This is a genomic window from Chitinophaga silvisoli (assembly GCF_003412465.1).
GTDB classification, from domain to species: domain Bacteria; phylum Bacteroidota; class Bacteroidia; order Chitinophagales; family Chitinophagaceae; genus Chitinophaga; species Chitinophaga silvisoli.
Genome location: NZ_QTJV01000009.1, coordinates 183884 through 197130 on the forward strand (window position 1 = coordinate 183884; position 13247 = coordinate 197130).

At 45.5% G+C, this 13247-nt stretch carries 8 protein-coding genes; 2 read left to right on the forward strand and 6 right to left on the reverse strand.

Annotated elements, in window-relative coordinates; genetic code table 11:
* Positions 1–3: 3 nt before the first annotated feature.
* The gene (locus DXN04_RS22480; RefSeq protein WP_116855652.1) at positions 4–2247 is read right to left on the reverse strand and encodes a GH92 family glycosyl hydrolase; all 2244 of its coding nucleotides are present in this window, start codon (positions 2245–2247) and stop codon (positions 4–6) included.
* Positions 2244–4421, reverse strand: coding sequence for a glycoside hydrolase family 38 C-terminal domain-containing protein (locus tag DXN04_RS22485; RefSeq protein ID WP_116855653.1), 2178 nt, complete (start codon positions 4419–4421; stop codon positions 2244–2246). Before DXN04_RS22485 ends, DXN04_RS22480 begins: the two co-directional genes overlap by 4 nt.
* Positions 4422–4619: 198 nt before the next feature.
* Here DXN04_RS22485 and DXN04_RS22490 point away from each other — a divergent pair, with 198 nt between their 5' ends.
* Entirely contained in the window at positions 4620–7121 is a 2502-nt protein-coding gene (locus DXN04_RS22490) for a glycoside hydrolase family 2 protein (RefSeq protein WP_116855654.1), read from the forward strand.
* Between the two features lie 172 nt (positions 7122–7293).
* Here DXN04_RS22490 and DXN04_RS22495 read toward each other — a convergent pair whose 3' ends face one another.
* The 3 genes from DXN04_RS22495 to DXN04_RS22505 are packed head-to-tail and all read right to left on the reverse strand — an operon-like array spanning position 7294 to position 10079.
* Positions 7294–8124 (reverse strand): DUF1444 family protein, encoded by an 831-nt coding sequence (locus DXN04_RS22495; RefSeq protein WP_116855655.1) that lies wholly within the window; start codon positions 8122–8124, stop codon positions 7294–7296.
* Positions 8125–8148: 24 nt separating this feature from the next.
* Positions 8149–8973 carry a DUF1444 family protein gene (locus tag DXN04_RS22500; protein ID WP_116855656.1) on the reverse strand — a complete coding sequence of 275 codons (825 nt, stop codon included), beginning with the start codon at positions 8971–8973 and terminating at the stop codon, positions 8149–8151.
* An 8-nt stretch (positions 8974–8981) separates the two neighbouring features.
* The gene (locus DXN04_RS22505) at positions 8982–10079 is read right to left on the reverse strand and encodes a DUF695 domain-containing protein (RefSeq protein WP_116855657.1); all 1098 of its coding nucleotides are present in this window, start codon (positions 10077–10079) and stop codon (positions 8982–8984) included.
* A 303-nt stretch (positions 10080–10382) separates the two neighbouring features.
* Between DXN04_RS22505 and DXN04_RS22510 the strand changes: the two genes are divergently transcribed.
* Positions 10383–11255, forward strand: coding sequence for an ATP-grasp domain-containing protein (locus tag DXN04_RS22510; protein ID WP_116855658.1), 873 nt, complete (start codon positions 10383–10385; stop codon positions 11253–11255).
* Between the two features lie 67 nt (positions 11256–11322).
* Here DXN04_RS22510 and DXN04_RS22515 read toward each other — a convergent pair whose 3' ends face one another.
* The gene (locus DXN04_RS22515) at positions 11323–13245 is read right to left on the reverse strand and encodes an outer membrane beta-barrel family protein (protein ID WP_116855659.1); all 1923 of its coding nucleotides are present in this window, start codon (positions 13243–13245) and stop codon (positions 11323–11325) included.
* Between the last annotated feature and the right edge of the window lie 2 nt (positions 13246–13247).

Consider the following 13247-nt stretch of genomic DNA (forward strand, 5'->3'; position numbering starts at 1 on the left):
TAGTTATTTAGTGATACCCCATTGCTCATTGGGAGATGGGCCCATTACAAGTTCCAGTACGCCTCCTTTTACAAGCTCCTTATAGTCGATATGACATTGGTTAAAGGGCTTTCCGTTCAGGCGGGCGCGCTGTATGTAAATATTTTCAGGTGAATTGTTTATAGCTTTAATGGTAAAATTGCCAATGACAGCCTTGTCAAATACAGGACTGGTGATTTCCTGGCGGGTATCGCCCGGGCATACCGGATGAATCCCAATGGCAGCCAGCACATACCAGGCAGACATCTGGCCTACATCTTCATTACCTACCAGGCCCTCTACCCCATCGTGGTAAGCACGGCGGCAAATAGCCCTGGTCCATTTCTGTGTGAGCCATGGTTTATTCAACCTGTTGAAAAGGAAAGGCACATGGTGCACCGGTTCATTGGCATGATTGTAATAGTCATTCCACATCATGTTGTCAGGTGTCTTATCAAAGAAGGATTCCAGGTCGTTTACAACCTTGTCCCTGCCCCCCATGAGTGTGACCATCCCATCTACATCCTGTGGTACGAACCATCCCTGCTGATAAGGGTTTGCTTCAATACAACCATACCATTGTTTCAACCGGCCCTCTGCCGGCCATGGCTGCCAGTTCCCATCTTTATTTTTGGGTCTGAACCATCCTTTCTCTGTATCGAAAATGTTTTTATACGCAGCACCGTCCGCAGCATATTTTTCGTGTAGCCAGCTGGCCAGCTGCCCTACACACCAATCAGTATAAGCATATTCCAGGGTATAGGCGATACTCAGGTCCCCGGGCGTGTAGCCCAGTTCACTGTTGCCAAAACGTTTTTGAGAGTTCACAGAGAGCTGGTAGGCCTCCTTCACATTGTATTTACGGATCCCCTTTGCATACGCATCCGTGATCACTGATATAGCCGGGTTACCGATCATACAACCGGAATAGGCATTCAGCAGTTCCCATCGTTCCAGGTAATCCTTATTCTTCTCTTTCGCCAGGGTCACAAGAGAATTGATCAGGTCATTGATGAGTGAAGGATTGATGATCGTCTGCAGCGGCATCTGGCTCCGGAACACATCCCAGCCACTAAACACAGAGCGCTTATGGAAAGTGCCGCCGGTATGAACCTGCCCATCTCCACCGGTATATTTACCATCTACATCTTCTACAATGCGGGGATCAATCATGGTATGATAGAGGGCAGTATAAAATACTTTCTTTTCTTCGGCAGTGCCACCGGATACCATTATTTTAGAGAGTGCCTTGTCCCAGCTGGCATGTGCACGGCTCCTGACCCCATCGAAACTCCAGTTTGTGATTTCATGTTTCAGGTTATTTTCCGCCCCCGCCATGCTGACGAAGGAGATGCCTGCTTTCATCAGGACCTGTTCACCAGCTTTCGTATCAAATTCAGTATAGAAGCCCAGGTGCTTCCCCTCTTTCTCTTTGATCTTTGGCAGTACCTCTGCTTTGGCCACCTGCTGCTGATATTTGTCACTGCTTACATCCTCCAGTTTGCGGGCCCAGCTATCGGGAATATCAGCGCTCCATACGCCATAGTTGCGGAGTGGCTTGCTGAATACAGCATAGAAGTATACGGTATAATCGGCATGACCTTCGCCATTCCCCCAGCCACCTCCATCGGGGGTGCATTGCATCCAGCCGCTGAAAGTGCTGTCATTGACAACTTTGACATATTGTTTGGTAGAAGTCCCTCCTACCCTGCGGGCAAGATCGATTTGAATACGGGACTGATCATTAGCAGGAAAGGTAAAGCGGAGCATACCACTGTGCGGGCCAGCCGTCATCTCTGCCTGGATATGATTATTCAATTCTACGGAATAGAACCCCGCAGCCGCCTTTTCTGTTGATTTGATATAGGGAGCCCGGTAACCGTCTTTACTGGTCTTTAAAGGCCCCAAAGAGGGCATTACGAGGAAATTACCCAGATCTCCATTCCAGCCTATACCGCTCATCTGGGTAAAGGCAAAACCTTCGATGCTGGTATGCTCATAACTATAACCTGAGCCATTGTCTCCACCTGTAATAGTATTAGGGCTTACCTGCACCATGCCATAAGGAGTCGTAGCACCGGGAAAAGTTTTTCCCAGGCCATGATAAATACCTGCTGCACCTACACTGGTACTGGCACCGATGAATGGATTGACATAATCAGCAGGAGACTGGGCCATGGTCCTGCCGGCAATTAAAAAGAGTATGAGTACCTGCCTGAGTTGCATCATTGTGGATTTATTGAAAGTGTACGAATAGCAAAACGCGGTAAATCTACTACTACGTCCTTATTGTTCATAATTGCTTTCGTGTTCCCATTTAATTCTATTAGTTCAGCGCCGGCGATTGCCTTTTTGAAAACAAGGCGGGCCCGCGTTGGTTTGGTAGACGGATTGTAAAGCCTGACGATCAGATGCCCATCTTTCCAGGTCATAGAGCTTACCTGCACCGGGGCACCTGCTAATTGAAAGATTGAATTATAATCCGCCAAAGGATCATTCCACAGGTTATTTTCAGCAGGAATATTGCCCGCTTCCCAGTTACCCTTATGTGGTACAATCGCGTAATTCACCGTGGTGGGACCATCTATAGTATAGTTCCTGCCCCAGAGGCCCATTCCGGAATACTGGATATTGAGTCCTAAAGGGAAACTGCTCCCATGCGTATAACTGGTGGTATGATCAGAGAACAGGGCCATTCCATACTGCCCATCGGTGATATCCACCCAGTTCAGGATGACATTGTTTTTGATACTATCCCAGCTATTGAAAAAGGTATTGTCCAGTTGGCTTTCTGTCACATCAAAAGGAGCATCTTTGGAAACATGCACATGCTTTAATGTAGAGGGGAATACCACCAAAAGATTACTACTGTCATTATAAAAAGGCTTTTCCCGCATTTCCCATTTATATGCACTTTTCATGGGTTGACCGATTCCTGTATTTTCCTTCCAGTCAATGCGGAGTTCAAAATCAATCTTAGGGTCGCCTTTCGCAATCCTGATAGTTTGTGTAAAAGGTGTACCTGCAATCAGGCCCTGCATTTCCAGCCCGTTTGCTAACCTGGTAGTACGCACCTTTGATTCCATGGAAGAATGCCTACCGCCCTTATCATAAAAATTACCACGCAACTCGTTGAAGCCATTCATGGCAAATGATTTATTGAGCTTTTTTGCAAACAAACCAGTGATCACACCACCATGAACTGTATCAATAGTAATCCGGTACATATCATTTTCCAGCTGGTATCCATTTTTGATACGGGTAATGCTGGCCTTATCCTGTTTGTCACTACCTGGTGCTATCAGGCTGTCACAAATATGATTTGTCTGTGCTGTCCACTTACGAACCTTATCTGCCCAGGTATCTCCCGGGTTTCCATTGTATGGAACAATCCAGCAATCATGATGCTCTGCCAGCAGCAAGGTACGCCATGCAGCATCAAATGCTGCCTGTGGCCATTGCATACTCCCATTCCATACAGCCATGGCAACCAGCCTCTCTGTCTGTAGAATTTTATTTTCCGCTGCACGCACCTGTTGCGCGATCCTTTGCGTGACCTGCGAACCCCATACCAGGTTGACCAGCAGATCTTCCTGTGATACCTGCCAGCGGGTAGCGCTATCATTATTCACTACCTGCTCAAAATAATTACGCCACGTAGTATACCTCGCCTTAGTCCCCATAAAAGGCCCATTCTTCCAGCCCGCATCCTGCAGGGTCATACCAACAGGATGTAAAATGCCATTCTCCTTTGCACTTTCTAAATAAGCAGGACTATTATTCCACGCGATCGTTTGCCAGGTAGATTCATTGGACAGCGCTTCTCCGGCATAGCGGGGAGATGTGAGGATTGCACTGCCATCCGGACCTGTCCAGTATACCTTTTCACCGCCATGCGCACGGGTATAACCACCAAAGCAGGTATTCGGATTCTTTAAAGAAGCATATCTGAAACCAAAAGAAGTAAGGATCTGTGGTAAAGCACTTGTGAAACAAGGCTCCTCGGATGAATAAGTGGTAAATTCAGCTTTGGGAAAATACGTTTTCAGCTGCTGCATACCATATTGAAACTGCCTGATAATGCTTTCGCCGGAAACGTTGTATAAGTATGCCTGTGCGTAAGAAGGATTTACGTATTCAATCCTACCTGCGTCGAAGAACTTTCTAAAATCATTAAATGCCGAAGAATCAACCTGGATAGCACGTGCCCAGGTTTCCGGTTCAATTTCTATATTAATATTCCAATCCGGGTGCTGTGCCAGCTGATCGGCCATGAAGCGGGTATTCCAGTCGGGATAATGCCCCCAGATGCCCCCGTGGTAGCCATCGATATACCAGGCCTGCTGCGCAAAGGCAGTTCCACATATAAACCATGCCAGTAGCAGGGATAAGGTACTTTTCATAAACGTGAAATTCGCTAAACTGATTTAGCAAATAAAGAATAAAAGAAATTAACCCGCAATAATATTAACATATTATTTTTATTGTAATACTTATAAATCTATTTATTATATATTTAAGAAAATCACCTAAACCGGTTTAGCAAATATTTTTTATTCTCATTGCTAAACCCTAATCTTTGTGGAAATATTTTACCACTTATGAAATCAATTGCATTGTTGCTATTATTCCATGTTACTGGTACAATTCTATATGGTCAGCAACTTCACTGGAAAATTAGCCCGCAGGCAGATACTAAAGAGCAGGCCGCGGATATTGCCACAACAGGATTCAACGATAAAGACTGGGTGCCCGGCATCGTTCCCGGCACCGTATTTTATGCCTATGTAAAAGCAGGAAAAGAATCGGATCCGGATTATGCGGAAAACATTTATAAGGTGGATAAGTCGAAGTATAATCGTCCTTTCTGGTACAGGACTGAATTCGCCTCACCCCGCCTTCAGAAAAATCAGCGTGTATGGCTGAAATTTAATGGTATTAATAAATATGCCAGCATCTATCTCAATGGTAAACTGTTAGGCAGTACACATGGCCATATACAGCGAGGTAGCTTTGATGTCACAGATCTGTTAAAGGGTAAAAACGCCATTGCCGTATTAGTGGCACCTCCCAGGTGGGACCCCGACCACGATCATCCGCTGGCCAACTGGGAAAGCCCTACCTATATCTGTAGCGGCAGCTGGGACTGGATGCCGGCAGTACCCGGTTTGAACAGTGGAATCACAGACACCGTAGCGCTGACTATCAGCGGCCCTGTCAGCATCTCAGATCCATGGGTACGGGCTGTCATGCCGGATACCACCCAGGCCACTATTCACATTGCCGCACAGCTGACAAACTCCTCTCCTGTTGCCATCAGTGGCACTTTAAAAGCAGTGATCACACCTGGTAATATTACCATCAGTTCCAACAGGATAACACTGTCCCCTGGCAGTCAGCAGAACATTTCCTTACCACAGCAACTGCTGTTACATCCCCGTCTCTGGTGGCCAAATGGTTACGGTGACCAGTTCCTCTATTCCTGTAAACTGTCTTTCGAAACAGCCACTCCTGTTATACAACAATTCGGGATCCGGAAAGTAACCAGCGATACCACATCCTTAAATGGCCCGATGCGCCTGTACATCAACAACGTACCCATCTTTGTGAAAGGTGGCAACTGGGGTATGTCTGATTACATGTTGAAAGTAAGAGGCAGGGATTATGAACCACGCATCCGTATGCACGCAGACATGCATTTCAACATGATCCGCAACTGGACAGGCGAAGTGACTGACGAAGCTTTCTATAAATATTGCGATCAATACGGTATCATGGTGTGGGATGATTTCTGGCTGAATAATATCGGGGGGATTGATAGTCTGCCGATGTTCTCAGACAACGTAGCCGAAAAGCTCAAAAAGCTCCGCAACCATCCATCTATCGTGATCTGGTGTGGGGCGAACGAAGGTACTCCCGGCAGCAATGCACATGGCGATATCAGCAATGCCATCACCGCTGCCATCAAACAATATGATGCTGATGATAAACTCTACCTGCCCCGTTCCAACGCCAGTGTAGACAATCCTAACTTCTCCATCCATGGTAGCAGTAAAACCCTTTCCGGCAGCGGCATCTGGGCCAATGTGGATCCTAAGGTTTACTTCACGGACCCACACAATGGCTACCTCTTCTCCAACAACAGCTGGGGTATGCGTAGTGAACTAGGTACTGCCACTTTCGTCAATGCGGAAAGCTTTAAGAAATTTATGCCAAAGGAATTTTGGGTCGCACCTACTCCAGAAGCTGTGAACAGCAAGGATAATATGTGGGCCAGGCATTTCTTCTGTACTGATTTTGCGCTGGGTGGTGGCGCTGACCCGGTAAAGTATATCAATGATATCAATAAGAAATACGGTCAGGCGAACTCCCTGGAAGATTTTTGTAAGAAAGCACAACTGCTGAACCTGGAAACAATGAAAGCCATGTTCGAAGGCTGGAATGACCATATGTGGAATGATGCCTCCGGTATGTTGATCTGGATGAGCCAATCAGCTTATCCGACGATGATCTGGCAGACCTACGACTATTATTATGATCTGACCGGCGCATACTTCGGTGCCAAATCCGCCTGCGAGCCCCTGCATGTACAGTGGAACCCCGCCAGCAAAATGGTGAAGGTGATTAATAACCTGAACTATGCCTTGCATGACTATACCGTTGAAGCCAGCATTTATAACAGTAAGGGAGAACGCATCTCCAACAAGAAAGCAGGTGTAAATGTAGCGGCCAATAATATCAGTGATGTGTTCACCACGATGGAAGATTCTACAGGCTTGTCTTTCCTTCGCCTGCAATTGTATAAGGGGAAACAGTTATGCTCAAAGAATGAGTATATAGTCGGAGACTATACCTTGTTGAATAAGCTCCCGGGGTCAAAACAAGCGCTTTCCATTACAAAGAAAGACGCACACACTTTTATCTTAAAAAACAAATCGACACAGGCACCTGCCGTTGGGATCCGCCTACAGCTGCAGGACAGCAAAGGCAATCAGATCCTGCCTGCCATCATCAGTGATTCCTACTTCTCATTGATGCCCGGCGAAGAGAAAACAATTCAGACAGATGTGGCAGGAACCTTAGTCGCCACACCTTACAATTAATATAAAAGAGCTTGTATCAACAGCCATTTGAAGGCATTGAGAATTAAAAAACAAAATTCTCTCCGCCAGGTAGCCGGATTAATTCCCGGCACTTTTACTCTTGATACAAGCTCTTTTTTCTTTGAAAATAGTTTTCATTCTCCTTGGCGGATTCCCTCTTTCATGCATGTTTTCATTGGTACTTCTCAAATCGTTCTCCATTCCACCTGAACAGTTCCTTTGAAACAGGCTGTACGCCTCCCATATGAACACTCTTCAATTCCTTCTTTACCCATGCAATCCCTTCGGCATCTTCGCTCCCGGCTATATACAGGTAATCAGGATAAGGAATCGCCATAATGATATCTCCCTTTACATCCACATACTCCTTCATCCATAACTGGGGGAATAAAATCATAGCTGCTTCATACTGTGCTTCCGTGGTAAACAAATATGCCTTCCCGGATTTGCTGTTGCCCTTATGGATTTTAGGCAAGGTGGCGGTATAAAAGTTCTTAACAGCCAGGGCTTTCAGACTGTCTTTCGTAATCTGCAGACTTTCAAAAGCCGCATTTGTGATGTAACTAAAGCCTTCGCTGCTGTTCACTGCATACAAAATGACCATTTGATCATTGTATGGCTCATATACCAGGGGGAACGCCTGATCTTTTGCTCCCTGGCTGAGACAGCTGGCAGGCTTTATGACCGGGATCACCTTTGCAGGATCAATCTTTGTACCCTGGTCAGTAATGAGGCCGGTCGCAGCAATAAAATGCTGCACAGCACTATCTGCCTTGTCCGGTGCCGACATATATTCCTTGTAGAATGCGGACAGGCTCACATTGTCTCTCTTGCCACTGTTCTCTATAAAAAGGGTTTGCTTGTTTAAAACTGTCACATACAATGCCGGGCATTTTGATATCAACGCAATCCTGCATTTAGCTGCAAAATCCGCCTTCGACAGGAGGCTGGAATTGCAGGAAATGGCCAGCATACAGGATAGGGATAATAATAAAAAACGCATAGGTCAAATTTGACCGGCAAGGTATCAATACTTTTCAAATGTTGACCCGTTCCAACGGAACAGATGATCAGAAACAGTATAATTGCCTGTAGCATAACTTTCTGATGCATAGCGTTTTAGCGTATCCAAGCCCGCTTTATTCCGGCTACCGGTGATGAAGATCAGGTCTCGGTTGGGAATGGCAACCACAAAATCGCCGTCTACCGGGCAGTCATCCATCCATAAAGCAGGCAATAAGATCAGGCTCGCCTCATAATTCCCACCGGCACCGAGCATATACCGTCCATCTTTGCTATACTTTTCTATTTCGGGTACCTGCCTGTAGAAATTTGCCAGGGCCAGTTCATGTAAACTATCAGCAGTGATCCCAATGCTGTCAAAATCCTTTTTTGTCAGGTATTTAAAGCCCTCTGGCAGGTCTTCGGCATAAACGATGACCAATTGATCGTTGTAGGCTCTTGTTGCCATTTCAATAGATTGATGGCCCTTTTTCAACTGGTCGATATAGTCAACCGGTTTTATAATGGGTATAATTGAAGAAAGCTCCATCTTCTTCTTCTCCCCGTATAACAGGGTGGATGGCGCTATAAACTGCTCCAGCACTTTTGAGAGGGAATCAGGTTCCAGCTGGTAAGACCTGTAAGCATTATCCAGGTAAAAGATGTAGTTGCCTTCTTTTGTTTCGGAGGTGATACTTAAATCCTTATTTAGCACAAATGATACTTTGGGATGTTTTGCCTGGAGCGCCTTTAGATAAGCATGTGCAAACTCATCCTTATTCAACACATGATTTTTAGCATTGCAGGAGGCAAATATGATTGCCAGCAGTAGTACTACGATTATTCGCATATGGTGTATTATTCTATTTCTTCTACGTTCCAGTTTTCCAGTCTGAAGATATCCAGCGACTGCCAGTATTTATCCTTATACACATCCCACTCAATCTCTATTTGCTGTTCATATTTTTTACTGACAACATCCGCTGCCTTTACCGGGCCACGGAATTCCCGGCAGGTAAAATAGATACTGCGCCGGTTCTCAGACGTAACACGACCAATATCCATAAAATCACCTCCTGCTAATAATGTCCTGATTTCCTCCTCGATGGTTTCCATAAGGACCATGGTCTTTTCCCCGGGCAGACCTGCATTGTCATCATCAGGGTATTTAAGAATGTATTCCAGTATCCAGGGATAAGAGGCCGGGTATTCATATTGCATTGCACCTGCATTCACCACCAGCAGCATAGGGATGCCATTGGGATCTTCTGCTGTCAGCCCGGAATAACTATCTCTTTCCTTATCAAAATTAACCCCATCGTACTTCTCTACAAACTCCTTCTCACGCCAGTCTATATACGCTTTCAGTTTATATATAGGAATCAGCTCCTTTTCAGCGTCTTCCCTACCTGCTATTTCTATAGCATCTATCACGGTGGCGGACTTGATCTCCCCCAGGTAACTATCAAGAAAGATGTATACCCCCATTACCATCTGCTCCCTTTCTTCGGGTGTATATTGGTCGTGTACCACTGTAATGCTGATCTTGTCGGGATATTGAGGATCTTCATTTGCATAAAAGAACAGGGTCTGGTAGTCAAACCGGAGATCCCCCATGCCAATGGATTGTGACTCCGTCAGGGTAGCCGGTTTGGCGGCCAGGAAATTCCACCCCGGAATAGCCGGGGCAGCAGCTACCAGGTCTTCAATGAAAGGTATATTCTTTATTTTACCATCAGCTGTCAGAATTAATTCTGCAGTGCCCTTGTGCATACCTGCCAGGAAAAAATACCCCTCCCGGATTTTTGATAAGCGTTCAGCCAGTGGGTCAAACAGCTTCTCCTGGATGTCGCCTTTTTCCTGTAGTACCTTAAAAAAGTCCCTTTCATGCTTTTTGAACCAACTCCAGAAATCGGTATTGGGGTTGGGTTGTTTCAGAAAATCAAATAGTCCCATGGGGTCACGAATCTTTTAATTAAGGCGAAAGTTAGTGTTTTGTCGGCAGAATAGCTACACCGGCTTCTTCGGTTGAACCCGGGATGGTCGCACACCAACCGGCAGCCGGGGTGAAATTGATAAAATGATTAAATTTGCGCCGCACTATAAGAAAGCATCCGCAATGTACCGGCTGCGATTTCAATTAATTAAATCATTGAGGTGGTATCAAATGTAATTGCCAGGCATTGAGCATTTAAAAAAAACATAGGTTTCTCTGTCGGGAATTACATTTCATACATCCTCTGCATAACAGGACCAAAAATGAAGATTGCATACATTACCTATGCCGGAGAGATCAGGTATTCCGCCGCCAATGGTTTCAATGAGATGAGTGATTTATTACCCTTCCTGCAAAATAAAGGTTTGGATATTGAGGCCGCTATCTGGGACGATCCTACGGTAGACTGGACCAAATACGATGTAGCCATATTGAAGACCCCATGGGATTACCACCAGAAGATTGATGCCTTCAAAACCTGGCTGGATAAGATCGAATCTCTAAATGTCCGCCTGCTGAATGACTACAAAATCGTGCGCTGGAACCTGGATAAACATTACCTGCAGGAGATCATTGCAGATGGCTTTGATGTGATTCCTTCAGCGTTCCTGCCCCAGGGATGGAAAGGTGATCTGCTACCTTTGTTCGAATCCTTAAAAACCAGTTCAATCATTATCAAGCCCTGCATCAGTGGGGGTAGTAAAAACACCATTGTCGTGCACAGGCAGGATGCGGCCGCCAGTATTGACAAGGTAGCCACTTTGCTGACTGAGGGCGACTACATTGTACAACCCCTGATGCAGGAAGTACAGAACGGTGAATGGTCTTATATCTTCTTTGATGACACTTACAGTCATACCATCCTGAAAAAGCCCAAAGCAGGCGATTTTAGGGTACAGCAGATCTATGGAGGTACTATTGACACCCTTTATCCCGGTCCGGAAGAAATAGCTCATGCTGCCACTTATGTAGAGAAATATGCCAAAGGCTGCCTGTATGTGCGTGTAGACGGCTTAATGGTGAATGGTCATTTTGTATTGATGGAACTGGAACTGATAGAACCCTTCCTGTATTTGTCATACGGAGAAAATGCCGTGGAGCAATATTATCAGGCTATATTGTCCCAAATAAACTAGCACTCATTTCATAATTACCCTTCGATCCCTGACCATTAATTACAAACACGCCTATATGAAATGATTGTTAGATACCCTTTCCATTTGACAGGTCGTTATTATTAATGGTAGTCTTACTCTTATTGATATGACCTGTCAATTTTCCAAAGCTATAATTCATGGTTATATTAAATGACCTGAAGTAATTCTGCGTATTACTTACCTGGTAAAAGTTACTACCGGTAGTATGCGAAATGCTATGCCTGTACTTTGTAAAAGGATTACTCACACCGGCATGCAGGGTTAACTTACCTGCCAGCAGGGATTTGCTGAGGGCAAAAGACGAGGCCACCATCCCATTCGATGTGCCCTGTAAACCTGTAGGGTTCTTACTTAAGAGCGTACCATCCACGTTGGCCTTCCACCCTTTTTCAAAATTATATACAGTAGAAATATTCAGGGCATATGTCAGCAATTCCTGCTTTCCTATCCAGAAGTAAATGACATTCCCATTCATATTTAAACTTAAATGCGATGTAAGCGTAAAACCGGCATAGACAAATGCACTCAGGCCGGCTATATCCCCCGCGTTTGCAAAAGTACTGGTCGTGACCATGGTACTGGAATCATAAGTAGTTACAGGCATATCAGCATTGTGTAACCAGGTATAATCGAGTCCGGCCATTTTGCCACCGATATTATATCCTGCACTTACTGAGTGCACAATCACTGGCATCAATGATGGGTTGCCGGTAAATATGAAGTACGGATTCTGCCTGTCTACAAATGGATTCAGCCTGTTGATACCAGGGCGTTTCATGCGTTGGGAAAACCCGGCGTTGAATTGATGTTGGTTTTTAAATGTCTTGCTCACACTGATATTCGGGAAGAAATTATTGTAAGACCTTGTATCGGTAATTGTACGTTCCCATCGCAGGCCACTCTGGAAGCTCCAGCTTCCAAGGCTAAACTGATATGCATGATAGGCCGCCAGTACCTGCTGGGTATAATCAAAGTCATCGCTCCTGCTGTCTCTGAAAATTCCTTTTACGCCAGCCTCAATGGTTATCCCCGACAAGGGGTATACATAATCAAGCTGCAGCGTATTTTCATGAGCCGACAGCTCATTCGTATTGAGCGAATTATCAAGTTCACCTTCAGTAATACTATGGCGGAAAGAGATAGTCAACACCCTGTATCTATTCCGCCTCCCGCTCAGCTGGTAATCCACTACCGCATCCATGCCACTATTCAGGTTACGGTTGGTGCTCTTACCTACATCCGAAATCCATTTATTGCCCAGCATCCGGCTCTTGTTTATATTGAACCTGGCACTAACAAGATTAAGACTATCCGGCTCAAAACTCCCTTCCAGGCCCAGGTAAGCTGAGCGCCCATGAGACTTTTCCTGGCTTTCCTGGTTCAGCACACTGCCGGTGATGACATTGGTGCTTACAGGGTTCCAGGTATAATTGCCTCCTGTAAAGACAGAGCATCCTATTTTTCCCTGCTTCCAGGTAAACGAGGTGCCTGCTCCTGGTCCGCCAACAGGCCACTTGCCTGAAAGGTTCACATTCCCCTTAAATTCATCCTTTATCCTGGGTATGGTAACAATGTTAATCACTCCTCCTGCTCCTTCCGCATCAAACCTCGCCGGCGGCACAGTATACACTTCAATACGGGCAATGGTGGATGCAGGCATGCTTTTCAGGATGGTCTTCAGATCCCGGTCAAACATAGCAGAGGGCTTTCCATTGATCAGGACCCTGAAATCGTCATTCCCTTTCAGGGTCAGTTTATCATCGGCATTTACGGAGAGATAAGGGATCTTTCGCATCAGGTGCAGCAGATCAACAGAGGTATGCTCAGGGTCGGCCTGTACATCATACAGGATCATGCCGGCCTTTTGTTTGATCACAGGTTTATCGGCTTTCACTGCTATTTCCTTTAATTGATGGACAGAGGTATCCTGTTGGAAGAACATTCCAATCAAAAAGAGTGTAGTAAGCATGG

Excerpts from the sequence above, each read along its gene's own strand:
- DXN04_RS22515 (WP_116855659.1), bottom strand. The coding sequence starts at position 13,245 with ATGCTTACTACACTCTTTTTGATTGGAATGTTCTTCCAACAGGATACC.
- DXN04_RS22480 (WP_116855652.1), bottom strand. The coding sequence starts at position 2,247 with ATGATGCAACTCAGGCAGGTACTCATACTCTTTTTAATTGCCGGCAGG.
- DXN04_RS22495 (WP_116855655.1), bottom strand. The coding sequence starts at position 8,124 with ATGCGTTTTTTATTATTATCCCTATCCTGTATGCTGGCCATTTCCTGC.
- DXN04_RS22490 (WP_116855654.1), top strand. The coding sequence starts at position 4,620 with ATGAAATCAATTGCATTGTTGCTATTATTCCATGTTACTGGTACAATT.
- DXN04_RS22510 (WP_116855658.1), top strand. The coding sequence starts at position 10,383 with ATGAAGATTGCATACATTACCTATGCCGGAGAGATCAGGTATTCCGCC.
- DXN04_RS22505 (WP_116855657.1), bottom strand. The coding sequence starts at position 10,079 with ATGGGACTATTTGATTTTCTGAAACAACCCAACCCCAATACCGATTTC.
- DXN04_RS22500 (WP_116855656.1), bottom strand. The coding sequence starts at position 8,973 with ATGCGAATAATCGTAGTACTACTGCTGGCAATCATATTTGCCTCCTGC.
- DXN04_RS22485 (WP_116855653.1), bottom strand. The coding sequence starts at position 4,421 with ATGAAAAGTACCTTATCCCTGCTACTGGCATGGTTTATATGTGGAACT.